Origin of the sequence: Vibrio agarivorans, from assembly GCF_030409635.1 — a bacterium.
Classification (GTDB): domain Bacteria; phylum Pseudomonadota; class Gammaproteobacteria; order Enterobacterales; family Vibrionaceae; genus Vibrio; species Vibrio agarivorans.
The window spans coordinates 396,061-422,557 of the sequence record NZ_JAUFQF010000002.1 but is presented as its reverse complement, the minus strand read 5'-3'; the positions used below and the strand labels follow the sequence as shown (position 1 = coordinate 422,557).

Here is a 26,497-nt window from a genome sequence, read left to right as displayed (position 1 = left end):
TACCAAATCACGACATTGACCGTTCCCTTACTGAACTTTAACCTCCTCTAAGCATTGGAGCGCTTTGTCAAAATCGTAACACTCCAATGCCGTGACCAGAGCTTGAATCTCCTGTTGGTCCAATTGATATTCTTGTTGCCAACTTCGCAATGTCTTTAATGCTTCAATGTCGTATTCTTCGATACTCGCTTTCAATGTGGCGACTTGCTGAGCAGTCAGTAATTGGCTACCCGAAGGTTCGTTCTCACTCTCACCAAGGTACTGTTCTAAAACGGGTAATAACCTATCAACCTGTGTTTTGAGTATAGTGAAGCAAGTATCGATCTGTTCATTATTATTGTGAGCTGCGGCAAGTTCTAAATCAGAAAACGCCTTGGCAACTTGGCTTGCCCCCATCGTGGCACTGTTACCCTTTAGCGTATGGGCAAAACGCTCCAATGCGTTATTTTCATCACTTTGTGCTGCTGTGGTGAAATCTACCTCGAAATGCTGCAAGCGCGCTGCATAGCGAGTCAATAGCTGCATAGCCAGCGACTTATCCCCTGATACCGATTGAAGTAGTTGCTGCTCACTAAACAGATCATGCTCAAAATGTACATCAGTTCGATTACTAAGAGTGCGTGCTTCGCTTGCCTGAGGCTTAATAAACCGGCTGAGCTCACTTATCAACTGCTCAATAATGATCGGTTTCTCTACGAAGCCATTCATTCCTGCATCAAAGGCACGTTGTTTCGAGTCTTGCATGATGTTTGCCGACATGGCGAGTATTGGAAGCGTATAACCTCGTTTACGTATCTCTTGAGTCGCCTCATAGCCATCCATCACTGGCATCTGTAAGTCCATAAGCACAATATCAAAGCTACGCTGCTCTATCGCTTCTAATGCCAGCTGACCGTTGTCAGCGACGGTGACGTCTAACTGTGCTTTACCAAGAAGCGCCAAGGCTAAATCTTGATTGAGGTCGTTATCTTCAACCAAGAGCACTGACTGCCCATTGAACACAGTTTGTGGCGACGCAGAAACTGATTTTTCAGACAACTGAGCCACAGGCTGGGTTAGAGTGAAATAGAACTGACTCCCCTTACCGTACTCACTCTCAACCTCAAGATTTCCTCCCATTGCATCCACCAGCTTTTGACTGATGTTTAAGCCTAGGCCTGTCCCTCCATAGCGACGTGTTGTCGATGAATCTGCTTGCGTGAAGGCATCAAACAGGCCCTGCATTTGTGTCGGGGTCATACCGATGCCAGAATCAATCACGCTAACGCGGAAGCAACACTCTTGCTCGTTCAACTCATTAGCTGAGACTTGAATGAGAACCTCTCCTTGATTGGTAAATTTGATGGCATTACCTACTAGGTTTAAAAGCACCTGTGATAGGCGAAGCGGATCACCAACGAGCCCAGAGGGCAAGCAAGAGTCGATATCATATCTAAACCTGAGATTCTTCTCTTGCGCCTTCACCAGCAGCATATCGTGTACATCTTGAACCGTGTCAGCGAGCGAGTATGGAATATGTTCAAGGCCCATACTGCCCGCCTCGATTTTAGACAGGTCCAAAATGTCATTAATTATCTGTAGTAAAGACTGTGCAGAGCGATGCACTTTTTCGATATAGCCTTTAGCCGTGGGGCTTTGAACTTCAGTAAGTGCGAGATGAGACATGCCTAGTATCGCATTCATCGGTGTCCGTATTTCATGACTCATATTGGCAAGGAACTCTGATTTCGCGGTATTTGCCCTATCCGCTAATTCTCGAGCCTGATCGAGTGCGACTGTAAGCTGCTTCAAATCCGAAATATCATACGCCCAAAAAATCAGGTCTTGCTTACCGTCATGTTCGGGAAGTAGGTAATAACTGGTCAATGCGGTAAAAGGCTTCCCAGATTGGGTCAAAAGTTCCAACTCTTGGTTGAATACAAACCCATCCTTAGCTAACTGCTCATACATCTTTTCACGGATACGGATATCCGTGTAGATAGAGGTAATATCAAAGGTTTCTAATGAGACACCGTGAAGTTCAAATAAGGTTTTTGCCCGTTCATTGGTATAAATCGCTTTTTGATCACTGATGAGTCCAGCAGCAACAGGGGAGGTATCGAGCATCTCATACATCATCTCTTGTGCCTGTTCAGCTTGCCGCTTTGCCTCTTTGGCGATCACAATTTGAGCTTGTAGTTTTCGGTTCCAAAAAATGATCAGGGCAACGATAACTAGAGCGAAAAATGAGACGGTATAAACCACCTGATAATCTATTTTTTCAATCGTTTTCGGCGTAGACCATTTAGAGAGAATCTTACTGTGTTCTGCCGCAGTAATGTGACTTATCACTTTATCCAATATGGTCATCAACTCAATATTGGATTTAAGTACATGGAAGGTTGGCGTCACTTGGTAATCTAAACGACCAACGATATTGATATCAGTATAGCCACTCATATTAATTTGATAATTGAGTACATGAATCGTATCAATTGCCGCGTCGATATCCCCTTTATCAAGCATTTTCATAGCTTGCTCTGTGTTCTCTACCGCTTGCCATTTGATTAGTGGGTAATTGTGCATCAGATACTGGGTATTAGACGCTCCAGAGACAATGGCGACGCTCCATCCTTTTAAGTTGCTCAAGGTTAAGCTTCTGGCGTTTTCTTTATTCGATGCGATGGCAAGCTTACTCGAAAAAACGCCGCGAGAAGGTAGGTAGTTGACTCTGAAATGCCGATTTTCAACCGCAGCAGAGATCATATCTAGCTCGCCAAGCCTCGCTTTTTCCTCTGTCTCCCCCCAGTGATTGACTAACACAGGCTCGACACTTAGTCCTGTTTTATTCTCGATAAGCATCCGATAGTCATTAATCACGCCGATATACTGATTGTTATCAGTGATACCTTCATAAGGCAATGCATGTGGGTCGACTCCGAGAGTGACCACCGGGTTGCTTTTTATCCAAGCTACTTCACGTGGCGTCAGATTAAGAATTTGACCAGTCAATTTGGACTGGGCATAGAGCCCCTTAATGTATTCAAAAAGCCTCGGCTCTACCTCTTCAAATAGCGAAAGTGCCGGAATGTAAGCGTGATTTGATATCAACTTTGCCATATCAAGGTAGATACGCAATTTCCCTAATTTTGTTTCGCCAGAGCTACCATTAAAAACCGCATCCATATCAATAAAAGATAAGTGTGATTTATCTATCTGAGCAACTTTTATCATTCCAGCTTCCGTTGCTTTCCAAGTCACACTCGGGTCTAAACGGCCTTGTTCAAACCCCTCTATCGCGACGATATCAAAGGCGGTATCAAAAATACTCAGAACGTAGTCAAACTTTGCCAACTCACCGTAAAACAGGTGGTAAGCGTAGATTTCAGCCAATAGCTCTGCTCGTTTGATCTGACCGTTGAGGTTTCTTTTCATATGCGAAGCAAAAAAGCGGTTGTACTCAATCTCGTCATTTTCAAAATCAGCCAAGGCGATATTAAAACGATCTCTTAGTGATTCACTGGCAAACTCAACATAAATGGGAAAGGACACTGAGAAGTTGCGATGCTGATAAAAAAGATCGAGATCTTGAGGACTATTGTTGATATACCAATTTAAGACGCGTCGTTCGATCATCAATAAATCCAACACATTATCGTTCAGCAGGCTAAAGCCTTGCTCGAGTCCGGCTATATCTTGAGTTTCAGCAAATCGATATTGGGACAACAGTTGATCAAACGCAATCTGACTCGGAGAGTGCCCTTCGTAGATCATGCCCCCTACTTTCAACTTCTCTGCATTACTCAATTGAATCGAGCGTGATTTTAAACTAACCGCAACATACTCAAGTTCCGTTATCGCATCGCTATAGATGCGCCCTTCTTGCTTCTCCACAATACTCGATGTGAACGCTAAACCCGTGATTGATTGCATCGCTAGATCTAAGTTATCAGGTGTCATGCGGGTCACATTGCCAACCTGATAGCCCATGCGTGAAAATATCTGCTGTAAAAGCCCATATTCAAGCCCTAATCCTGAGCTTTGTGCGTACAAATAAGGTGGTAAGCCAAAACCCATTGCTCCCGGCAAGGCTATCTTATTTGCTGCGCCCTCAAGCCAAGTAGACGCGATTTTGTTATGCGTGTTGTTGGAAATATGGGCAAGAGCCTTATCAAGCAGTTTGACAATGGGTTCATCCTCAAGACGCATTGTCATTCCCGTTGAATAACGTATTCCTTGCTGACCCAAGCTCACCACTTTAAGCGCTTCATTGCCCATCTGTTGACCAAACTCTATCAGCGAAATCGGCTCACCAAATAGAAGGTCTACGTCGCCATCGACTAACGCTTCAACCATATTGGGTAAGTCGTCATAGACCTCAATTTTTATCCCATCTCCCTTATCACTAAACCAACTTGGCAGTGGTGCGCCTTTGGCAACCGCTATCGTTTTGCCTTTGAGCTGACGAAGCGTCATGATTGCAGCAGAGTTTTCTGCGCCAACGAGTGTCCGTTCAAAGCTCCAAAATGGTTCGGTGTGTGCGTATATACTTGGGTCTTTCGCGACTGGGAATGGGATTAGGTCAACGTCTCCGTTAGATAAAGCCTGTTTAGCTTGTGCCAAATTGTTGAAAAACTCATGACGAAAAGAGAGGCCTAAATACGCTTCCAACTCATCCAAATAAGCGGCTACGACTCCCTTAAACACACCAGACTGGTCAATAAATGAGTAGGGATAGTTACTGGGAAAAAGTGCAACAGTGAGGACACCACGCTGGTCAAGCGTTTGCTTTTCCGCTTCTGTTAGGTCGATCGTTTTCGCCAACGCCGTTGACAGCAGTGACCCGCATACAACCATTAGCCCGAACACAGCAACGACGATATGTCGCCATACCTTGATCCAACTCATTCTCAATCCTTGAAATATCTAGCCTAACCTGCTTAGCGAATTTGTTTATCTAATCATATGAATTAACGCTCTTTTTAGCATAGTCGGAGAAATCGAATACAGAGGGCTTTCATCAAATAATCAATGTCAGGAATGTGATTATCATTTATGATACAAGCTCATTATTTATGCTTTTTAGTTAGAAATTGGGAGGAATATAACCTAACTATTAAGTGTATGATTGCATAGGAGTTCACCATGGAATACGAAACACTCGCTTTTTTGCACTTGGCAACGATCCTTCCTGCATTCCTGTTTGCTACTGTTATTCTTTTTATCAAAAAGGGCAGCGAAACCCACAAAACCGTGGGGCGCTTTACGGCATTTCTATTACTTGCCTCTTCGGTGATCTCCCTTGCTATGCCAGCACGCGTTGGACCAACCTACTACGATCACTTTGGCTTCATACACCTACTGTCTATTGTGGTGATACTGAGTGTTCCAAGAGCCTATATCGCCATTCGGCAGGGTAATGTGTTAATGCATAAAGTCACTATGCTCAATGTTTATCTTGGCGGGTTTGTTATCGCTGGATTCTTTGCTTTTATGCCAGGCCGCATGCTTAATTCCCTGATATTTGGTTAGATACCTATTTTCAGCTGCGCTGGCGAAAATTGGTAAGTTAAATCAATACAAGCACACTATTATCTTGCTCGTTCATTACCTATCAAGCGAGTTCTCAAGCGAGTTCTCAAACGAGCCCTTATGTTCAAAAACACTTTTGCTGAATTTCGTCACTCTGATCTATTTGTCATTATGCAAGGGAGCTACCAACTTCTAAGCGCCATCTTGTCTACTACTTTTAGAGTCCTTGGATTCATTGGCAAAGCACTGGTATGGATTGGCCTTAAGATCTACTTTTACGTGTCTCGTTGATTTGAATGAACGTACCGATAAAAAGCAAAGGGGTATAAGCTAAGCACTCATACCCCTTTATGCATTTTATTATTCTCGAAGTATTATCTTTGCTCAGCCTGACTTAAGCGACTACTGACCAAGCTCGCTACCAAAATAGCCACATAGAAGCTCCCCGTCAGAGATTCCATGAAGACAAAGAACTTAGGTACAGGCAGCGCTGGAGAAATATCACCATAACCTACTGTCGTCAATGTAATGAAACTAAAGTAGAGCGCTTCGAACAAATTGTGCATCCATACTTTTTTTTCTAAGCCATTAAATGAATCAGGAAAAAGCTCTAGCTGAATCAGATATATAATCGCCCACGCAAGGCCCATCAGCATATAAACACAAATGGAGCCAACAATTTGGTTTAAATGAACTTCTCGCGTCGAAAAGACCTGCTTTAGCGCCGAATACGTTTGTGACACGACAAAGGCTAGCAAAGCCATTAGCGTAACAACCGTTGTTTTCGACTCTTGAAAATATTCAAATAAACCGGATAAGGCAGCAAGAAGCAACAAAGCACCATACCAAGAGCGATAGAAAGCACTCTCTCTTTTAATCCCCGCGATTGAAAAGGCAAGGCATACAATCATCATAAAGAGGACTGATTCTTGCCCTTCCGGGTTAAATTGCTGCGCTACCGCACTCGCAAAGAACAGTGCGATTAATGCAAAGTACAGGAAGTAAAAGTTATCCTGCCTTGTGATCTTCTTCTTGCGCATCTGCACCTTCGTTCATTCCCAACCAAACGGTAAATAATTGATATGTAAGACCCAAAATAACAGCCCCAACAAACAATCCAACTAACCCTGACATTGCCATGCCACCTAACGCACCCAATAGAAGAACCAACATTGGGATATCAGAGCCTCGACTCAATAGCATTGGCTTCAATACGCCATCACTGCCGCTCACCAGCAAACACCAAATTAAAAATATCACTGCAACAGTGGAGCTACTGGTTGAGAAAACATAAATAATAACAGGCAATAACGCTATGACAGGAGGTAATTGCATGATTGCTATTAGCAATACCGCGAGCATCCAAATCCCTAGTGCAGGTACACCAACAAACGCCATACCGATACCCGATAGTATCGATTGAATGATAGCAACCCCAATGACACCTAGCACAACGCTTCTTACCGTTGACTTAGACAGAGACACAAGGTCTTTACCGTGTTCCCCCGCAAGCCTTTCAGCAATTCGCACAAATGCTAACTCACACTTTTGAGCATTAGACATAAACACACCAGCGATGATCGTTGAGACGATAAACTGCACAAAGCCACCACCAATCGAGCCAACCACCCCTGCAATCGTGCCCATTAAATCCCGGATTTGATCACCGTACTTAGCAAACAATGCCTCAAGGTTTGTCGAGGCAAGATTGATAAAGGCATAAAGCTTATCGCCGACGACTGGCCAATCACGCATCCCCTCTGGCGGACGAGGAATCACAAACGACCCATCTTGAATTCCTGTAACGACATCGGAAGCATTGGTATAGATACCGGTAGACAATGCAATCAGGGGTAACAGGAGCAGTAGAACGCCCACTAAGGTCAAAAGCCAACTGGTTTTCGACTCAGACCACCCGGTTTTATTGTGAAGAGTGATCACCAATGGGTAGAGAGCTGTGGCAATAATTCCCCCCCAGATCACGAGCATTAAAAAAGGCCTTAAGATAGAAAAACACCAAATTAGCAAGATGGCTATCGCACCAATTTTTATTGCAGCATCGATTGCCTGTTTTGAAAAATCGTCTTTTATGTCCATATCGTTTCCCAACTTACGTTTGATTTATCTTTATGCATGTTGATTTCTCAAGAACTTCCAATCTCGAGTTTCGAGGTAGAAGGACGCTACTATCATGTAAAGTCCTACCATTACGAGCTGTAAAATCCTAACCCAGGTATTACTGTCTATATCCCCCCCAGTGCTACTCACTGTATTGCCAACGAGAACTAAAAAGGTACTGAAGGCGGTCACATAAACCGGCGCTTTAGCGGGGATGGTATAGATCTTATTCCCCATCACCGCAGCCATATAGCAAGTCACAAGAGTGTAGAAAATGAGGTTTGGTACCACAGTCAATATCGAGAACATGATAGTGGCCAATACACCACCTATTGCATTACTGATCACGAGAAACGCTGAGAGCTTGATGGATTTTTCTCCCGTGATTTGTAATGACAAAATGGCTATAAAAATCATGGTGAGCAGTGCAGATGTGATCTGAAAAACATAAAAGAAACACACCACAGGGAAGGCCAATATCATGGCGCGAAACGCAGCATGCCAACGCTGCTGGTCCGAGATCTGAGGCTGAGCGTACCCTTTGAAGTCTCTGTTGTGCTCTGGGATAAGAATATGCACCAATGCAAAAACTAAAATGGCCACAATGCCGGAAAAGGATAGCCCTTTCGCAAGCACGAATGAAATGCTCGGGTTAGAAATCGCCATAAAAGGCAACAGTAGTACAGCTATGAGCAAGATTGACGCAAACAGATTCCATTTCGGATCAGTAAACAGATAATATCCCCACAGCATCATGAGCCCGACAAGCAGCATCAAAATTAAAGGATATTGTGTGATACCACCGGTCAACATCATGCCAAGAAACATCGTGACAACCAGTGCGATAACCAGTTCATAAACCGTTTGGCTATTAAGACTCGGTTTCTCTATCAAAAACTTAGCAGTAAACACTGGCGCAACAAAGGCAAGGCTCCAGTTGAAATAGGCAGCCGCAAATACGGCAATGCCAACTCCAACAATAAACCGTATTGTCCTTCTTTGTGCTTCTGACTCTGCTGCGAGGTTATCTTGCATAGGACAACAGCGCCTTCAAACGAATCCAAAGCTTGCCGATGGTGTTAAAAAAGAAGCCATCATCGGTATAGACAATCACATCAGCTTGCCCACCCACTCGGAGCAGCCCTTGCGCTTTTTCTCGCTCAAACTCAATCGTTATCGGCAACATTTGGGTTTGACGCAGCCAGCCTTGTTGAGTCGTTGCTTGGGCAAGTTTACCTGCTTGGTTGTTTTGTCCCCAGTCGATGCCCCAATCGACACTCGTTACGCGCCCTTTTAGCACTTTACCCGGCACAAAATCTAGTGCCACTTCAACACTATCTCCCGCTTTAACGTTACCTAAGCTGTTTTCTCGGAAGTAGGCTTCAATCCAGATGTTATCGGTTGATACAAAGGTCATCATTGGTTGCCCCGCTGAAGCATAGAAACCTTCAGAAAGACTAAAGTTCGTTACGCCTCCAGGTGTCGGCGCTTTGATTTCAGTGCGCTCCAAATTGAGTTGAGCTTGCTCAAGCGCCAGGAGGGCGGCTTTGATCTGGGAGTTTTCTTCACCATCTTCCCCCAGCTGTTGCTTCGCTTTGTCTAGGTCAGCTTCAGCATTCAACACATTCGCTTTTGCGGTAGCTAGTGAGGCTCTCGCTTTGTCCGCATCAGCTTTCGAGACCACACCTTTTTCCGCCATGGCTAAAACACGCGCAGCTTGAACTTGCACATTTTGCCGCTCGACTAATGCTGATGTTAACCTTGCCTGAGCTGAGGCGATGCTGGCAGTTTGAGCCCCCACATTTTGCCCCGCAATTTCAAGGTTTTGCTCTGCCTGAGCAACCGCTATCTCATAATCCGACTTATCTAGCGTAGCAAGCACCTCACCCTCTTCAACAAGTTGATTGGGCTTGACTTTTATGTCCATCACCTGTCCAGAAACCTGCGGTTTTATCGGAACCACATAGGCTTTAACACGCCCTTGATCCGTGATGGGGATGATGCGATCGCAAACCATACTGAAAATCAGTAAAAAAACGATAGTTGCAAGAAGATAGTTGGTGATTTTTTTAACTTTGTTATTTTTTTCAGAGACCTCTACTGAGGTCTTATCTTTTTCCAATGTTTCATCAGACATAAGGTTGCCTTAATCCATCCATAGATAATTGATATGCATCTATAAAAAAGAATAGAACCCATCTTCGGTGCGTCAAGCAAACACACTGAAATTATTAACAAAATCCGCACGTGATGAGAGAAATTACTCTCATACGTAGTGAACTGCTTGAGGGGTATTATGACGGCTTCACATAGAGATGCTTACCACTTTGCGCCAAGTACAAAAATTATTGAGTGAGTGTTTGCCAATTGGTACTTAATATTTCAAATTCCTCGACACAAATCTCCGAGCGTTCTTCGATAAACTCCTGATCATAAAGTTCGGTTTCTAACTGCATCCGCTCTGGGTCGCTACCATAAACTAAACACAAAGTTTGATAATACCGTTGAATATCGAGACTGTGTTCATCCCAAAAATCTTGTTCTTCAAACTCTGGAATATCTTGATCTTCCAATGCGAAAAGCAGTGCTGCATCGAGAGCCATTTGTTGCCCATCGTCAAAACCTTCCAGCAACCATAAGGTCGCAAAGCTATCCACCGCATCTTCTTCTTTACCGAGAACCGGCAATTCATTAGCAAAAACGAGCGCATGACCGATTTCATGCAGTAGGGTATGAGCAAGTGCACCATCGAGTGCCTGCTGAACTTCTTCTTCCGTCATCTCGAGTTCCGGAATCTTAAATCGGTCCACCACCTCACTAATAAAGGCATAGGGAATCTGAATTAGTGTTTTCTGAGGATCGAACAAGGGGCCGTCCTCCCCTCCAAAAAGTAAAACAATGTCTGCATCAATTTCGAGGGTGTCGTCCACAAGCGCCACTACTTGCTGTGGAATTTGGTGGCGTTTGATTTGTACAAGGCTGACTTTATCCTGTTCAGTTTCAGCTGCCTCGTAGCGAATTTCAATATTTGCTTGGGCCACCCAAGACAAAAGAACGGCTGCACAGAAGAACGCTGGCTTTAGCCAAGATTTCACATAAGTGTTCATTGACCCATCCCTGTCGTTAGTTTGCTTATGACTCTAATGTATTAATAGTAAGGTTAGTTTCACTTTTCTTAGGTAAATAAACGCTAAAACAGCTGCCTTTACCCCATTCAGACTCGGCGCGGATCTCCCCCCCGGTCTGACTTAACAGGCTTTGAGAAACTGATAGCCCAAGCCCCGTGCCTTCCCGCTTTGTAGTATAAAATGGGTCAAAAATTCGCTTGAGTTGCTCTGGCTTAATCCCACAACCTTCATCTTTAATATCGATAATCGCACCCAAAATTTCATCTTGCTCACACCAGTCACGACTGCGAATGATAATCTCACCCTTGCCTTGCATCGCGTGAATAGCATTTACTTGTAAGTTGACCAAAATTTGCAACAGCTGGTGACGGTTAACCTCGACTGAAGTACTTGCCTGAAAATCACGTGTAAACACGATATCGCGCTTTTTCGCACCCGCTTTCACTAAGGTGATACTCTCATCGATAATGGGGTTGACGTATTGCCATGTGATTTCGTCTTGAATCCCACCCTGACGACTATATTGAAGTAGGCTTTTAGTGATATTTCTAATCCGATCGATCTGTGCCAGAATCGCCTCGATCTCCTCTTCGACTCGGCTTGCCTCATCACCAAGCTCAAACTTGAGAAGCTCAACATTGCCTAAGATCACTGCGGTTGGGTTATTGATTTCGTGTGCAATGCCCGCCGTTAAGCCACCTAAAGCCGCGAGTTTTTCACTCGTCACCAGCTTATCGCGAGTTTGATTGAGCAGTGAGATGTGGAACTCCAGTTGCTCGGTTTTCTCTTTGAGACTGGCTGTGCGCTGGTGCACCTTGTCTTCTAAAACCAAGGCTGCCTCTTCAATTTCTGATTGGCGCTTATCGAGTAGGTCGAGCATGTTATCAAACTGCTTAGCCAACTGAGCAAGCTCATGGTGAGGGTCGAGGCCAAGCTCTCCGATACGTTTCTGTTTGCCCAGTTGAATCAACTTAACAACACGGTGGATACGCTCAATCGGTCGAAACAGATCTCGAGAGCCACGATACACCATCAAACCAGACACCAATAAGAGTCCAAGCGTAATCAAGCCAATTTCAACCAAGGTGGTAAAATACGTTTTCACAAACGGCCACAGTAAGTAACCGGTGTAAAACATCCCAATCACTTGATCATTGCGATCTCGAATCGGCTGATAAGCACTGATGTACCAAGCGTCGTAGACAAACGCGCGATCAACCCACGCTTCTCCCTTGTCTAACACCGTTTCTCTTACCGAATCAGAAACATGAGAGCCAATTGCCCGACCTAAACTCTCTGTGCTATCCAGAGGGACATTGGTGCTAACACGTAAGTCATCCAAAAAAATGGTCATGGTGCCTGTGGGCCGAACCGCATCATATTGTGATGAATAGATAATATCTCTGAGCTCATCCACCAGCGTTGTGCTGTTGTTTAACAATAGACTGCCATCAATAAAACCTAAGACCTCTCCTGCAGGTGAATGTACTCGAAGCAGCGAGCGAATTACTAATCCGCGCCCCTCTAGCTTGCCGTCTTGCATCTCATGAATCTCTGCGGCCTGCGCTAATTGAGGGCTAATCTCTTTAAGTTGATCTGGCGACAACACATCGAAAAAGGCCTCGTCTCTGACCAAATTGAGATACCTAAGCTGCTTTTTGGGGGTATCAGCGGGAATATAGCGTAGATAATCTAATTGCGAGTTTGGAGATTGGCTTGCAACCCACTGCACAAGTTCATCATCCGAGTAATTTTCTCTTAAACGGGTCTGAAACTCATAGGAGTTGACGAATGATTTAACACTTTGGTTTTGCGCCTTTTGAATCAGCTCAACACTTTGACGTGCAGCGCCTAAGCGCTCTGAAACATCAACAAGCGCGCTATTCCACGTATAGTGAATAGACCAATAGATGGTGATGCCAATTAACGCCAATAAGGTAAGAATAATGGGCGCGGAAGTAAGAACCAGTAACCGATAGCGCACCATGGTTTGAAACTGAAATCGCCACTTGGCAATCCAGTTTAATATCGGAGCTTTGTGCTTTGGCTCGGGTAACTTAGTTGTCATCTTGTTCGAAGTCCCACTCTTTATACTTACGCTCTAGCGTCTTTCTTGCGACTCCGAGATCACGCGAAGCTGCCGATTTATTGCCCTCATGAAACGCCACTAGCTGTTCAATATGAGCCCGTTCAACGGCTTTAAGCGTCCACTCATTCGGGTAGCCAATGCCATTTGAAGAAGAGCTATCATTGATATTCGATAGCTCTTCTTCACGACACGATGTATCTTGTGAGCCTTCACATTGGTGAGGATCTTGTGCACCCAACATGCGCCAGTGATGCGCAGGTGGCGTTGCCAACAATAAACTGCGCTCAATAAAATTCTTTAGTTCACGCACGTTGCCTGGCCAATCATATGCCTCAAGCGCGAGCATATCTTCATGCGCCCAGTTAGGGTCAGGCATCCCGAGCTCTCTAGACAACTGGCGAACAAAATACGGCACTAACTCATGCAAATCTTGCTTACGTGCTTTCAGCGGGGCCACTTCGATCTTCAATACATTGAGTCGATAATAGAGATCCGCTCTAAACTTCCCCTCATCAACTCGCGCTTTTAGATCTCGGTTAGTCGCGGCAACCACTCGCACATCAACAGGGATCTCTTTCTCACCACCAACTGGTCGAATCGTTCGCTGCTCTAATACCCGCAGCAGCGCCGTCTGCATATTCAGGGGCATTTCGCCAATTTCATCTAGAAATAAAGTCCCGTTATTGGCCACTCGGAAAAGTCCCTCTCGACTTTTCTTCGCGCCAGTAAACGCACCAGAAGTATGACCAAACAACTCGCTTTCCAATAGCTCTGGGGCAATAGCACCACAGTTAATCGGCACAAAGGGGCCTTGACGCTCACTCGCTGTGTGAATCCCCCTTGCCACCAACTCTTTACCAACACCAGACTCACCTTCAATCAACACCGAAGCTCGCGAGGGGGCAAACTGGCTGATTAACTGTTTTAGCTGCTGAGTGGGCTGAGATTGACCAATAATGTCGGTATTCACGCGGCGCTCAAAGTCTCGTTTTAGCGCATATTGGGCGCGTTCAACCAAGCGCTTATCCATACAACGCTGCACCGCTTGTAGCATCTGCTCAAGATTAAACGGTTTAAGAATGAAGTCACTCGCACCGAGTTTCAGTGCTGAAATCGCCGTTTCCAGATCCGCATAGCCCGTCATAAAAATCACATCGGCACGTTTGCCGTCATCCTGAAAGGCCTCTTCCCACTCAATGCCAGATCGACCAGGCAGATTAATATCCAAGATAATGAGATCATAGTGATTGTCTGTGCGCAGTTGCTCGGCCTCTTCAACACTTGAAGCGGTGTCAACTTTTGAGAACCATTTACCCAGGGCTTTACGCAAGATGTTCTGCATACCGACTTCATCATCGACAACCAAAACAGAAAAGGCTTCAAATTTGTGGGGTTTAGCGGAATTTACTTCAAAGGGAGTTGGCATAATTGATATCGTACTATTTATCTCTATGAGACAGAGTGTACCAACGATTCTAGGATTACCCATCATTTATGTGCGACATTTTGTCTCACTTCAAAGTTTCTTTAATGTTAGCTTGGCGACAACAAGTCTGTACTCATAAATAAATAGACGATAAAGTACCTATAAAACATAAGGTTAATGACTAATTTATAGATTAAAAAGAGCTGGCATTGAGTTTGCTAAACATGCTTGCGTTTTATGTGACTATTATCATCATGACCCCATTGTTTGATTAATGAAAACTGCACGCCCCATGCACTCTCAATTGGAATAAGGATCCCCATGAACAAGCCGTTACTTTCATTATTCGTTGCGTCTCTTGCAATGATCAGCAGTACTTTTGCCTCTGCTGATGAACTACCAAGCGTACGCCTTGCCACTACCACCAGTACCTATCACTCTGGCCTGCTTGACCACTTGTTGCCTGAGTTTGAAAAAGAGACCGGCTATCATGTCGATGTCATCGCCGCTGGTACAGGTAAAGCGTTGAAAATGGGGGAAAATGGCGATGTGGATATCCTGATGACACACGCACCACAAGCAGAGCAAGACTTTGTTGCTGCAGGCTATGGTATTGAACCAAAACCTTTAATGTATAACGACTTTATTCTTGTTGGCCCAGAGTCTGACCCTGCTAAAGTGCATAAAGTTAAACAAGTCGCGCAAGCATTCCGCAAAATCGCAGAGCACAACGCGTTATTCGTCTCACGCGGTGACGACTCGGGTACACATAAAAAAGAGCTCACTATTTGGGAAAGCAGCAACACAGAACCGACGTTTTCTGCTTATCGTTCTGTAGGTCAGGGCATGGGACCGACACTGAACATGTCATCTGAAATGCAAGCTTACACTTTAACCGACCGAGGCACCTGGCTAGCCTATCAAAATACCCTCAATCTCAGTGTTATACTTGAAGGCGACGAGCGTCTGTTTAACCCATATCAAGTGATCCTTGTTAACCCTGATCGATACTCAGGCCTAAACGAACAAGGCGCACGCACGTTCAGTGATTGGTTAGTCAGCGATCGTGGACAAGCACTGATCAATGCCTTCCGTCTAAACGGTGAGCAGTTGTTTATCGCCAACGCGCAATCTGAATAACCTAAATAACGGAAAGTCGAACGACTATGGATTTGTGGCAAACCACACTCGATGCACTAGCACTACTGTTAAGCTTTGATGCTGACCTTTGGGAGATCGTCGCGGTCTCCTTCAGCGTGTCACTGTCAGCCATTTTGCTGGTCATTCTGCCTGCCACGCTATTGTCGTTTATCTTGGCGTACACCAATTTTCGTGGAAAGTGGTTACTCCTATCTATCGTCAATACCATGCAGTCAATACCAACAGTGGTAATTGGCCTTCTGCTGTATATGATGCTGTCACGCTCTGGCCCCCTCGGAGATTGGCAAATGCTGTTTACGCAGAAAGCGATGATTTTCGGTCAGATGCTGATCTGCTTCCCTGTATTAGTTTCGATGATGTATGGCGCATTGCAATCAAGCGATCGCCGTGCGATTGAAACCGCGAAAACCCTTGGTGCTTCTCCCTTACGTATCGCCAATACCATGATTTGGGAACATCGTTTCCCACTGATCGCTGCCACGATTGCGGCCTTCTCTCGCATTGTCACTGAAGTTGGGTGTTCAATGATGGTTGGGGGCAACATTATGGGGGCGACACGAAATATTCCTACCGCGATTGCGATGGAAAGCCACAAAGGCGCATTTGCTCAAGGTGTCGCCTTAGGTATTGTTTTACTCTCTCTCGCTCTGATCCTAAACTTTATGCTATCAAGCATGAGTGGTCGGGGCTATCTCCGAACCTAAGGGTGCTGTATGACGATAAAAATAACTGCACAGCAACTAGAGATGCGCTTTAAAGAGCGAGTCCTCTTTCATATTCCTGAACTGTCGATCGGGCCGAACGAAGCTGTCTATCTGAAAGGCGCGAATGGCGTAGGCAAGACAACCCTGCTCAAGATTCTGTCTGGCCTACAAAAACCGACAACCGGCACCATCAACTGCGGCCACCAGCCTTGGTATCAAAGACTCACACACCGCTCTGCGTTTAGTGATGTTATCTACCTGCATCAAACCCCCTATCTATTTGATGGCACGGTTTACCAAAATGTGGTGTACGGCATCCGCTTTCAGTCGCTGCCACAACATGAAAAGCGCTCACAGGTGATCAATGCGCTCAGACTCGTCGGTCTCGAGACGCTAGCTGACGAACATATCTCTGTATTGTCTGGTGGTGAGAAGCAACGAGTTGCCATGGCTCGAGCTTGGATTCTCAAACCTTCTATTCTGCTGATGGATGAGCCAAGCGCGTCACTTGACCAAGAATCTATCCAGCGCTTGGTTGTATTAGCACAAGACCTGCTTGAACGAGGGTCAAGTCTTGTCATTACCAGCCATCAAACCAATGATCTAACCGCACTTTGTAGCAAACAATGGTGGATAAAAGACACCACTTTGATAGAGTCTCCGCTATTAAAAGTAGTTACAAAATCGAAACGAGATCACTCTTATGCTTCTGCCGAAGGAAACTAGTTGGGTTATTTTGGCTGGCGGTCAAGCCAGCCGAATGGGTGGCACAGACAAAGGCTTAATCGAACTTAACGGCAAACCGTTGATTCACTATGTGATTGAACGCCTGCAGCCACAAACTGAGCGCATTATTATCAATGCCAATCGCAATCAAGAGACCTATCAATCCCTTGCTCCTGTTGTCAGTGATCAATTCCCAGACTACCCCGGCCCGCTTGGGGGAATCCATGCAGGGCTAACGGCCAGCGAAACTAACTGGGTCGGCTTTGTACCATGCGACAGTCCAGCCATTAACCACGATCTCGTAGCGCGCTTCTGTGAACAGGTAGAACCCAATAGCGATATTCTTGTCGCACACGATGGTGAGTATCAACAGCCTGTCTTTACACTGTTTCACAAACGGGTGTTACCAAAACTCAGCGCTTTTCTCGAGCGCGGCGACCGTAAGATCATCCTTCTCTACAAAGAGTGTGAGACAAAATACGTCGACTTTAGCGACTCACCGAGCTGCTTTGTTAACCTCAACACGCCACAAGAGTTGGCTCAATTTGGAACATTAAAATAATGACAATTCAAAAGCCTAACCGTCCGCTTCTCGGCTTTGCCGCCTACTCTGGCACCGGTAAAACCACGCTTCTTGAAGCGCTGCTGCCAAAACTGACCGAGACAGGGCTGCGTATCGGTGTGTTAAAACATGCTCATCACGATTTTGACGTCGATAAACCGGGTAAGGACAGCTACCGCTTAAGAAAAGCAGGCGCAAGCCAGATGTTGATTGCTTCACGCTACCGCCACGCACTGATGACCGAAACCCCCGATAGCGAAGCTGAATTTGACTATCTACTGACTCGCTTCGACGCCGAGCAACTGGATGTTATCTTGGTTGAAGGGTGTAAGAATATTGCCTTTCCAAAAATAGAGCTGCACCGCGATGAAGTCGGTAAACCTTGGCTCTATCCAAACGACAACAACATCATTGCGATTGCAGCTGATGCTCAAGTTGATTCTGAACTTCCCCAAATGGACATCAACGATCTCGATGCCATTCGCGACTTCATATTGAAATATGTCGCTGATTTTTCGGCTGTGAAACCATCAGAGCCAGCGACGGCTTGCTGCGATACGCTCTCACCGGCTTTCTTATCGGTCTCTCAGGGGCAAGAGAAAATCTTGAATGCCGTTGCAATGGTTGAAGGTAAAGAAAATATCGCAATTAACGACAGCTATGGTCGAGTGTTGAGTGAAGACGTGATCTCTCCGGTCAATGTGCCTCAGTACACTAACTCAGCCATGGACGGGTATGCGATTCGCGCAGACGATCTTCAACGAGAGAGCTACAAGGTTGTGGCCGAAGTGATGGCTGGTTATAGCTATGACGCGCCACTGCAAATGGGCGAAGCCGTTAAAATCATGACGGGCGCTCCGATGCCAGAACTTGCTGATACGGTGATCATGCGTGAGCAAGCAAACCAAGAAGGTCAAACGGTTCACTTTAATGCCGATATCAAAGCAGGGCAAAATGTCCGCCAAGCCGGCGAAGACCTTGCCCTAGGCTCAGCTGTTTTCGCTAAAGGCACTCGAATCGAATCCCCTGAAATGGGTATGTTAGCGTCGCTTGGCTTTGGTCAATGTCCGGTAACACGTAACGTGAAAGTGGCGATCTTCTCTACCGGTGACGAAGTACAAAACCCTGGCGCAGAGCAAGTACCGAACACTATCTATGATTCAAACCGCTTCACGTTGATGGGGCTGCTCGAAAAACTCGGCTGTGACATCATTGATTTAGGCATCATTGAAGACGATGAAGAGAAGATGATCAAAGCCATTGAAAAAGCCTCGCACCAAGCGGATTTGGTCATGACTTCCGGCGGTGTGTCTGTCGGAGATGCAGACTATATTAAGCTCGCACTTGATCGCCTTGGCGAAATCGACTTCTGGCGTATCAATATGCGCCCTGGCCGCCCGCTGGCTTTTGGCAAAATTAATGATAAGCCATTTTTCGGACTGCCCGGCAACCCTGTCGCTGTCATGGTGTCCTTCCTTAACTTTGTTGAGCCCGCCATTCGCAAGATGCAAGGGCAGTTAGATTGGCAGCCGCTAAAAGTTAATGCGATAGCCGCTGAGTCTCTACGTTCTCGTCAAGGCCGCACAGAGTTTAGCCGTGGCGTTTATGAAATGAATAATCAAGGGCATCTAGTGGTGCGCACAACCGGTAAGCAAGGCTCAGGAATTTTGCGTTCGATGAGTGAGGCTAATTGCTTGATTGAGATTTCACCAGCGGTGGATACAGTGAAAGAAGGTGAGTTGGTGACGGTGATTCCGTTGCAAGGGCGGGTTTAAACGCTGGGCAAGAAATAAAAAGAAGGGCTGATATGCTAATTACTAGTGAGAGATAGTTTTATCAGCCCCTTAAACCAACGTATTTTCGTAGCGACTATACCGATTGAATGTTGTTCGCAATCACCTGAAACGCACTCTCTAGCGCGTTGATGATTTCACTATTCTGATTAAAAACAGCCAGAACAACAATCGACATGGCGACACCGATGATCGCGTATTCGATGGTGGTGACGCCTCTCTGGTCATTCAACACCATCGAGCTGTGTTCTATTACTCGGCGGAACATCATTGCTGCACTTCTGGTGTCACCACCAGTTCAACACGACGGTTTTTCTCACGGCCTTGCGCGGTATTATTGCCCGCAATCGGCTGGTCTTCACCCTGGGTTTCAAGAATCATTGCCGTTCTATCAACGCCTTTATCCATCAAGTATCCCTGCACTGACTCTGCGCGTCGTAAACCGAGTGCATAGTTGTACTCTTTAGTACCAATCGAGTCAGTATGACCGGACAACAGCAGGTTTGACTCAACTCGATTAATCTTGTCCATCAACCCTTGCAGAACTTGCTTAGATGCAGGTGTCAGTGATGACTTATCAAAATCGAAATAGACACGACCTAAGGTTTCGTCAGCAATGCCTTTATCCATCAAATATTCTATGCAATCATTATGTACCTGCAGCGTTGTAAGTTCACTCGCAATCAACTCTTTGGTTGGTGCTGGCGCATCGGTTTCAACCGTCATCATTGAGCCCTGAACCAACATAATACTTTTACCCGCACCAATCGAGGTTCTTTGGTTCACTTCGATATCAGGCTTAGCACAGAATGAAATCAGCTCCTCGCCACTCATTTGCGCCAAAACTTGACCCGACATCATTGCCGATAACGCAAATGCAACCGAGTAGGTAAGTGTGTTCCTTTTCATTGGGTGTCCTTAATTATTTTAAACGGCCAATTTCTTCGGCGATGAGTGAGAGAATTTGGGCTAGGATTTCGTCTTTGTTTTCGGCTTGATAAACATTATCTGTTCCAACGCATTTTTCTAACGCAGCATAACTTCCAACAGGGTAATCAAAACCAATGACAGCAAGTTCAACATGTGCTTGAGGTTTATCATCTCCCAGATCCTCTAAGTAGCTTTTGATACTGTCACACATGCCATGATCTCTATAAAGCGCCGTCGCTATTGTTTTGAAATTCATTCGACCGCTTGGGCACCCTGGTCCATTCCCCCCAACAGTAGAGCAATTTCCGCCATTATCCTCACCATCCGAAAGTAATATTAGTAATTTCCGCTCATTCTCACCTTGCTTTAGTAGTCGTGTCCCTTCGATGAAACCTTGAAATGATGCCGTAAAGCCTTTGCCTGACTTCTCATCTGGGCGAAAGTCTTTAACTTCATTTTTAAACGCAGAAAAGTCTGATGTTAAGTCAACAGAGTAGAACCGAGCTAACTCAGTATCATCAGGTCGGCAATAACTAGGGGCGTACAAATCATCCTGCATATTATCAATCATTTTCTGATAATCAGATTGAGCTGGCGTAGTTGAAGTAGTCTCTACCAAATGATCAATACGCCCCAGAACAATCCCATCTGCATCATAACTCCCCCCCTCCTTTGGAACCCGCAATGATCTAGTCGGATTACTACAAATTGTGTAGTCAAACGGCACTGTGACATCTGTGTCTGTTCCCTTATCAGGGTCTATTCCTAGTTTCACTCGATTGTTGTGATCATAAGGAGCAAGCCCAATTGTGTTAACTCCATTCGAAACAAGCTGATTAAAATTTTCTAACTCATCTGCCACCAAAGCAATAATGTCCATCAATTCTATATATTTAATAGGATTTGACGAATTATTGTCCCAGTGCTCACGCATCGAGCCAGAAAAATCCGCAGCCAATACAACATCAATCGCATGACTTTGATACTTCCTCGCCCTGCCAGCAGCACCTACATTGAAACTCTCGCCAAAACCCACAATTGCTTCATTACCCGGAAACCAAGAATCGAACTTTACACTTGCTGTTACGTCGTACTGGAAGAACTTCATGTCTTCGCCTGGGACACATTCGGTTGCTGTGTCACAATCACGCCGATTAACACTGACGCTATTCACTTCTTTTAAATCTGCGGCATAGTATTCAATGTAGTTTTTGGCGATTGTCTGATTAATACCATTTGCACTGTTGTCTGTTGATGCATGTGCTGTCACAGCCAGAGACGCTGCTTCCATAGCATCCCCCAACCTTGCTTTGCTCTGCATCATACGAGCACCATCAGAACCTAATGTAAACAGCCCAAAAAACACAGGAATCATCATGGCAAATAGAATCGCTGCATGCCCGCTTTGCTTTGATAACGTATGTTGCATGTTATCTCCCTATAATCACTGAGCTCGAGGAGACTCGAGTAAAATCGGTACCAAGCAGCGAACCAATCCAGTTATTTGTGTCATAACATAAAGTGACCCGATAAACGGGTGTTCGACGCCCCCAAGATGAAATGACCGACAAATTCCCCCCATTGTCGAGTATTTTCAGATCTTGGTTGGGCACACAGCCTCCACTCGCTTCAGTAATGAAAGTATCGACAGCACTAGTACCGTTATAGGTCAATGATTCAATCGTGTAAGAAAACTGGTTGATATCAAAAGCACTGATACTTCGACTTAGAGAGGCTGTTACTATATCCACTACCTCTTTTGCATCATCATTAAATGTAGGAACTGTCTGACCCGGGTCAAAGGTTCGATTATCATAAAGCTGCGTTTTCTCTTTCAAGATACTTACCGCCGAAAATGAGAGACGATCAAGCTTACCTTTGTAAGAGAGTTTGATAATCACATCACCACTAAATGCAAAAAGTAAGCTGAAAAAAATACCGACTATCGCAAACTCGACAGTGAAATTACCGCGCTTAGTTGAAATAGAACTGGTCACGTTCATACTCCTGTATCACGATAGCTTCTCGCAGAAACAGCTTCTTACTGTCTAAGAAGTAATTAAACATTGGCGTGTATTCATAATTGACACGATAGATTGCAATCGCTTTGTCATCAGGAGACTTGATGTTGTAGCAAGGATCATCGGAATTGACAGGGACCATCCAACCACAGGTGGTCGCATCATAATTATGCAGCTCAGAAACCGTTGCCACGAAATCAACATCCATCTTAAAGTTGTTTGAACTGACAATACCTGCCCATAAAGAGTCACTGTTATTTATCACCGAATTAAACACTGCCGTGTAATCTTCATCCTCTCGAACCTTAGTTGCCCTAGCTGCCTCACTCACCGCCAAATCCCCCAAAGCAGACACGTACGACATAAAGCTCGCTTCCACCCATGCCATGCACATCCACCAAAACAGCATGAAGCCCATGACAAATTCAATCGTGCCAATCCCTTTGGTTTTGCGCAGACTATATCGGGCTAATTTCATCAACATGACATAAAACCGCTTAATATGCCGCTAAATCAGCATCACGAATTGCCTCATACACGGCACTCGCTTGCTCTCTTGAGAGTGAGCTATCTAACATACTACGCACGTAGTGCATTTCACCCCGCTTGGCCATAGCAATCGCAAGGTTGGCTTCGAGTTGCGGGTCGCGCTTGCCTTTCATATCAATGCTGGCAAGACGACGGACAGCGGTTTCATGCTTATCTTCAAGGATATCTACCACCGCGAGATTGTTTCTCACTGTGTTGTCGTTGTAGTAATGGCGTCGTGCTAGGTTGAAATAGTCACGCGCCACATCGAACTCGTGCTCTTGGGCGTGAATGATGCCCAATAAGTTCTCTATCTCACCATTACGCGGTGCTTCGGTGCGATAAGTTTCAACTAAGATTTTTTTCGCTTGTGCTGAGTCACCCAAATCAAACAGCGCTGAAGCGTGGATCACACGCGATACCACCGTGGGGTAGGCGTTCTCAAGAATCGGTTCGATGGTGAAAATAGCCGATTCAGGATCGCCTGACATCAGGTATGCACGGCCCAATTTCTCACGAACATCATCAGTTTCATAACGCTGCAATTGCTGCTTATACAGAGGGATCAGCCCCTTCCAGTTGCCTGACATCTTCATGATGTGTTCTTGTTTAGAGGAGAGAATATCGTCTCCTTTAAACGCATCATACTTTCTTGCTGTACTTCCACTTGAAGCACACCCTTGCAAAACAACTACCGTCAGTAGTCCAATCATCCATTTTTTAAGCACCGGACATCATCCTCATTACACCAGGCGCAGCAATCAAGATAACGATTGGCACCATTATGAACAAAATTAGTGGAACCGACATTTTGGCTGCCAGCTTGCCGATTTTCTCTTCTAAGGTCAGCATATTCACTTCACGAATATCAGCTGATAGTGTGGTTAACACGCTATAAATTGATGAACCATATTGCAGGCTTTGTTTGAGTGTCATCACAAAGCTGCGCATTTCTGAGGTTGGAATATGCAAATAAAGCTCGTCCAATGATTTATCTAGCCCTACGATGTGTGCACGATCATTGGCTTTACCCACCAGCTTTGCCATTTTCGGGTCAAAGCCCTTCATTTCATGGGCTAAATAGGCAAAAGAGGCTTCTAGTGTCATACCCGTTTGTACACAAACCGCCAGTAAATCAATCAAATAGGGTAGTTTTCCAGAGACATCGGCACGATAGGCCTTGATACGACTATCGAGTAAAATATCCGGAAGAATTAACGCAGCGATAACCCAAACGGCTAACACCGCCCCCATAGAGGCTATATCATCACTCCCCAAACTCAGGTAAATAATTAAGCTGCCCGCCGCAAGGGCTGCGTATTTTGCTGGCATGTATAAATGGGTGTAGGTGGTCGAATAAAAGCCAGCCGCGCTAAACTTTTCGTTGATTTCATCTTGGTTACTTGCCAATGATTTCGGCACCGCAGACTCAAGCCAGCCCATCAAACTGAACTTTGTCGCGCTTGTTTGCAGTTTCGCATTGTCATCAAGAAAGCGGCTAACTTGCTTTGCCTCTTGATCGCTACGCATGCTCAAAAGCAGTAGAAGCACGCCACCGATAATCAATAGCAATACAAAATATTCAAAACGCTCTATCATCTGACCCCCTTCATCAAAGACCAAACGATGCTGATACCGATAAATTCACTGATTAAAACGTAATAAAGGATGTAGCGACCATCAGGGTTGAACATCACGTACTCGTAGTTCTCTGGTGAGAGATACTGGAGCATAAACAGGAAGATAAACGGTATTGAGGCGACAATTTTGGCAGACATACGCGCTTCTGCTGTCAAAGAGTATTTCTTTTTCTCTACCGAACGCGCATCGAACATCAAACGATTGAGACGGGTGATGATGTCTTTCAATTGACCACCACGCTGCATATTGGCGCGCAGCGTAATCACGAAAAAGTGAAATTCAGAGTATGGGAATCGCTTACACGCTTTGCGAAAGACGGTATCAGGGGATTCCCCCATCTGCAGGCGTTCGCCCATTAGCTTAAATTCAGAACCGACTTCACCTTCTAGAGAGCGGCCGACAAACATGATTGCGTGCATCAAACTCTCACCCGCACTCACCGCACTGGTCAGCATGTTAAGTGCATCAGGAAAGGCTTCCTCGAAGTGCTTTTTCTCGCGCTTTTGCAGCCATGCGTAACCTGCGTAAAGACCGACTATCTCAACAATCACCATCATGATTGCCGGATGCACGCGCACAAAATTGTTATTCAGGTAGATAGCAAGAAACACCAAGGCAATCATAAAGCCGAAGATTTTAATCGGCGCGCCTTTGCCAAGCTGTCGATTGATATTTCGGCTCACTCGATCAATCTTCTGGCGCAATGTTTCATCAGAAAGCGCTTCAAGGTTGATTGCACTCGCACCATGCACCATCGATTTGGTGGCTACCGTTTGGTTTTCAGATTCTAGGTAACGTTTGTGTACTTGCTTATCTTCTTTCAACAGAAGCAAAAGGAACACACCACCTGCGATCAAACAAAGCCACGCGATCATGCTGCCCCCGCAAAACTAAATGCAGAAGCAAGTTTATCTTCCAAACCAAAGAAGCGAGCTTTCTCAAACAGCACTGAGCGTTTCATCAAGCCAGAAGTAATAAACTGGCCGTTCACTTTATCGCTACCCGGCTGTGCTGGCATAGGTTCAAAGCGGAAGATCTCTTCAAGCACGACGTTTGAGCCTTCCAAGCCCACGACTTCAGAGATACTCATGACTTTACGCGAGCCATCATGCAGGCGACTGATCTGAATAATAATATCCACCGCGCTGACAATCGTGCGGCGAATCGCATCAAGCGGTAGGTTGTTGGTTGCCATCATTACCATGGCTTCACAACGGGCCAATGCATCACGAGGCGTGTTGGCGTGGAGCGTTGACATCGAACCATCGTGACCTGTGTTCATGGCTTGCAGCATCTCAAATGCTTCACCACCACGACACTCACCAACAATAATGCGATCAGGACGCATACGTAGCGAGTTAATCACCAAATCACGCTGGTGAATTGCACCATTGCCTTCAATACCGGACGTGCGAGTCTCTAGACGCACAACGTGTGGTTGCTGAAGTTTGAGTTCTGCGGCATCTTCAATGGTGACAATACGCTCTTTTTCAGAAATATACTGAGAGAGCGCGTTTAACATGGTGGTTTTACCTGAACCCGTACCGCCTGAGATCAGAATATTGAGTCGGCAACGTGAGGCGATCATCAGCACCTTCGCCATCTCTGGGCTCATCGCGCTGTATCCCACCAAGTCCTCTAATCCGATACTCTGTTTTTTGAACTTACGAATAGACACAGACGTGCCATCGATCGCAATTGGTGGTATCACAATGTTGACACGGCTACCATCGGCTAAACGCGCATCACAGGTTGGCGCAGAGTCATCGACTCGACGCCCGACACGCGCAGCTATGCGTTTGGCAATCTGTTGCAGTTGGGTTTCGTCAATAAAGGTCACCGTCGATTTTTCAACCAGACCATTACGCTCGATAAACACATTGTCGTGACCGTTGATCATAATGTCACTGATCGACTCATCGTCCATCAACGGTTGCAGTGGCCCAAGCCCAACAATTTCATCGACAAGGCTTTTGACATACTCTCGACGCACGACCGTGGCGACTGAGTGCTGCTCTCTATCGATGAGCACATCAATCGCTTCTGATAACTGTTCGGTTAACTGCTCACGGCTTAATGTATTGACCACGTCTGCTTCAAGAGCTGCGTATATTTTTTCACGCAGTGAGACAAAGATTGCTTTGGTTTGATCGACCATA

At 45.5% G+C, this 26,497-nt stretch carries 24 protein-coding genes; 7 read left to right on the top strand and 17 right to left on the bottom strand.

What is annotated here, in order from left to right; all coding sequences use genetic code 11:
- Positions 1-27: 27 nt before the first annotated feature.
- Positions 28-4,887: a response regulator gene (locus QWZ05_RS07340; RefSeq protein WP_290297595.1), complete on the bottom strand. Its 4,860-nt coding sequence runs from the start codon at positions 4,885-4,887 to the stop codon at positions 28-30.
- A gap of 237 nt (positions 4,888-5,124) precedes the next feature.
- Between QWZ05_RS07340 and QWZ05_RS07335 the strand changes: the two genes are divergently transcribed.
- Both QWZ05_RS07335 and QWZ05_RS07330 read left to right on the top strand, forming a co-directional pair.
- Complete coding sequence (locus QWZ05_RS07335) at positions 5,125-5,511, top strand: DUF2306 domain-containing protein (RefSeq protein ID WP_264876877.1); 387 nt, start codon at positions 5,125-5,127, stop codon at positions 5,509-5,511.
- 120 nt (positions 5,512-5,631) lie between these two features.
- Positions 5,632-5,802, top strand: coding sequence for a hypothetical protein (locus QWZ05_RS07330; protein ID WP_290297594.1), 171 nt, complete (start codon positions 5,632-5,634; stop codon positions 5,800-5,802).
- Positions 5,803-5,885: 83 nt separating this feature from the next.
- Here QWZ05_RS07330 and QWZ05_RS07325 read toward each other — a convergent pair whose 3' ends face one another.
- The 7 genes from QWZ05_RS07325 to QWZ05_RS07295 all read right to left on the bottom strand — a co-directional run bounded on the left by QWZ05_RS07325 (position 5,886) and on the right by QWZ05_RS07295 (position 14,272).
- Positions 5,886-6,551: a potassium channel family protein gene (locus QWZ05_RS07325; protein ID WP_264876879.1), complete on the bottom strand. Its 666-nt coding sequence runs from the start codon at positions 6,549-6,551 to the stop codon at positions 5,886-5,888.
- Positions 6,520-7,608 carry an AI-2E family transporter gene (locus QWZ05_RS07320; RefSeq protein WP_264876880.1) on the bottom strand — a complete coding sequence of 363 codons (1,089 nt, stop codon included), beginning with the start codon at positions 7,606-7,608 and terminating at the stop codon, positions 6,520-6,522. The genes QWZ05_RS07325 and QWZ05_RS07320 overlap by 32 nt, the downstream gene beginning before the upstream one ends.
- Before the next feature lie 30 nt (positions 7,609-7,638).
- A complete protein-coding gene (locus QWZ05_RS07315) occupies positions 7,639-8,664 on the bottom strand; it encodes a DUF2955 domain-containing protein (protein ID WP_290297592.1) in 1,026 nt (341 codons plus the stop codon).
- Positions 8,654-9,766 carry an HlyD family secretion protein gene (locus tag QWZ05_RS07310; RefSeq protein ID WP_264876882.1) on the bottom strand — a complete coding sequence of 371 codons (1,113 nt, stop codon included), beginning with the start codon at positions 9,764-9,766 and terminating at the stop codon, positions 8,654-8,656. The genes QWZ05_RS07315 and QWZ05_RS07310 overlap by 11 nt, the downstream gene beginning before the upstream one ends.
- Before the next feature lie 208 nt (positions 9,767-9,974).
- Positions 9,975-10,736: a DUF4344 domain-containing metallopeptidase gene (locus QWZ05_RS07305; protein ID WP_264876883.1), complete on the bottom strand. Its 762-nt coding sequence runs from the start codon at positions 10,734-10,736 to the stop codon at positions 9,975-9,977.
- Between the two features lie 25 nt (positions 10,737-10,761).
- The gene (locus tag QWZ05_RS07300) at positions 10,762-12,744 is read right to left on the bottom strand and encodes a sensor histidine kinase (protein ID WP_290297657.1); all 1,983 of its coding nucleotides are present in this window, start codon (positions 12,742-12,744) and stop codon (positions 10,762-10,764) included.
- Between the two features lie 70 nt (positions 12,745-12,814).
- A complete protein-coding gene (locus tag QWZ05_RS07295) occupies positions 12,815-14,272 on the bottom strand; it encodes a sigma-54-dependent transcriptional regulator (protein WP_290297590.1) in 1,458 nt (485 codons plus the stop codon).
- Between the two features lie 321 nt (positions 14,273-14,593).
- Between QWZ05_RS07295 and QWZ05_RS07290 the strand changes: the two genes are divergently transcribed.
- From QWZ05_RS07290 to QWZ05_RS07270, 5 genes are read left to right on the top strand one after another with little or no spacing between them, the layout of a single operon-like run.
- Entirely contained in the window at positions 14,594-15,412 is an 819-nt protein-coding gene (locus tag QWZ05_RS07290) for an ABC transporter substrate-binding protein (protein ID WP_290297588.1), read from the top strand.
- A 26-nt stretch (positions 15,413-15,438) separates the two neighbouring features.
- Positions 15,439-16,137: an ABC transporter permease gene (locus QWZ05_RS07285; protein ID WP_289963782.1), complete on the top strand. Its 699-nt coding sequence runs from the start codon at positions 15,439-15,441 to the stop codon at positions 16,135-16,137.
- A 9-nt stretch (positions 16,138-16,146) separates the two neighbouring features.
- Positions 16,147-16,863, top strand: a complete 717-nt coding sequence (locus QWZ05_RS07280; RefSeq protein WP_289963783.1) for an energy-coupling factor ABC transporter ATP-binding protein — start codon at positions 16,147-16,149, stop codon at positions 16,861-16,863.
- Complete coding sequence (gene mobA, locus QWZ05_RS07275; protein WP_290297586.1) at positions 16,841-17,425, top strand: molybdenum cofactor guanylyltransferase MobA; 585 nt, start codon at positions 16,841-16,843, stop codon at positions 17,423-17,425. Before QWZ05_RS07280 ends, mobA begins: the two co-directional genes overlap by 23 nt.
- On the top strand, positions 17,425-19,200 hold the full coding sequence (locus QWZ05_RS07270) for a bifunctional molybdopterin-guanine dinucleotide biosynthesis adaptor protein MobB/molybdopterin molybdotransferase MoeA (protein WP_290297585.1): 1,776 nt from the start codon (positions 17,425-17,427) through the stop codon (positions 19,198-19,200). Before mobA ends, QWZ05_RS07270 begins: the two co-directional genes overlap by 1 nt.
- Before the next feature lie 94 nt (positions 19,201-19,294).
- On the opposite strand, the gene QWZ05_RS07265 is transcribed toward QWZ05_RS07270, so the two are convergent.
- Genes QWZ05_RS07265 through QWZ05_RS07225 form a run of 9 tightly spaced genes read right to left on the bottom strand, consistent with a single transcriptional unit; the run spans position 19,295 to position 26,496 of the window.
- Complete coding sequence (locus tag QWZ05_RS07265; protein WP_290297584.1) at positions 19,295-19,489, bottom strand: Flp family type IVb pilin; 195 nt, start codon at positions 19,487-19,489, stop codon at positions 19,295-19,297.
- Complete coding sequence (locus QWZ05_RS07260) at positions 19,486-20,127, bottom strand: OmpA family protein (RefSeq protein ID WP_290297582.1); 642 nt, start codon at positions 20,125-20,127, stop codon at positions 19,486-19,488. The genes QWZ05_RS07265 and QWZ05_RS07260 overlap by 4 nt, the downstream gene beginning before the upstream one ends.
- A 13-nt stretch (positions 20,128-20,140) precedes the next feature.
- Positions 20,141-21,577 carry a TadE/TadG family type IV pilus assembly protein gene (locus QWZ05_RS07255; protein ID WP_290297581.1) on the bottom strand — a complete coding sequence of 479 codons (1,437 nt, stop codon included), beginning with the start codon at positions 21,575-21,577 and terminating at the stop codon, positions 20,141-20,143.
- Position 21,578: 1 nt separating this feature from the next.
- On the bottom strand, positions 21,579-22,151 hold the full coding sequence (tadF, locus tag QWZ05_RS07250; protein ID WP_290297579.1) for a tight adherence pilus pseudopilin TadF: 573 nt from the start codon (positions 22,149-22,151) through the stop codon (positions 21,579-21,581).
- Positions 22,123-22,647: a TadE/TadG family type IV pilus assembly protein gene (locus tag QWZ05_RS07245; RefSeq protein ID WP_290297577.1), complete on the bottom strand. Its 525-nt coding sequence runs from the start codon at positions 22,645-22,647 to the stop codon at positions 22,123-22,125. Before QWZ05_RS07245 ends, tadF begins: the two co-directional genes overlap by 29 nt.
- 19 nt (positions 22,648-22,666) lie before the next feature.
- Positions 22,667-23,425, bottom strand: a complete 759-nt coding sequence (locus tag QWZ05_RS07240; RefSeq protein ID WP_290297576.1) for a hypothetical protein — start codon at positions 23,423-23,425, stop codon at positions 22,667-22,669.
- Positions 23,418-24,296, bottom strand: a complete 879-nt coding sequence (locus QWZ05_RS07235) for a type II secretion system F family protein (RefSeq protein WP_290297575.1) — start codon at positions 24,294-24,296, stop codon at positions 23,418-23,420. The genes QWZ05_RS07240 and QWZ05_RS07235 overlap by 8 nt, the downstream gene beginning before the upstream one ends.
- On the bottom strand, positions 24,293-25,213 hold the full coding sequence (locus QWZ05_RS07230) for a type II secretion system F family protein (RefSeq protein ID WP_290297574.1): 921 nt from the start codon (positions 25,211-25,213) through the stop codon (positions 24,293-24,295). The genes QWZ05_RS07235 and QWZ05_RS07230 overlap by 4 nt, the downstream gene beginning before the upstream one ends.
- Positions 25,210-26,496: a TadA family conjugal transfer-associated ATPase gene (locus QWZ05_RS07225; RefSeq protein WP_289963798.1), complete on the bottom strand. Its 1,287-nt coding sequence runs from the start codon at positions 26,494-26,496 to the stop codon at positions 25,210-25,212. The genes QWZ05_RS07230 and QWZ05_RS07225 overlap by 4 nt, the downstream gene beginning before the upstream one ends.
- Position 26,497 lies beyond the last annotated feature (1 nt).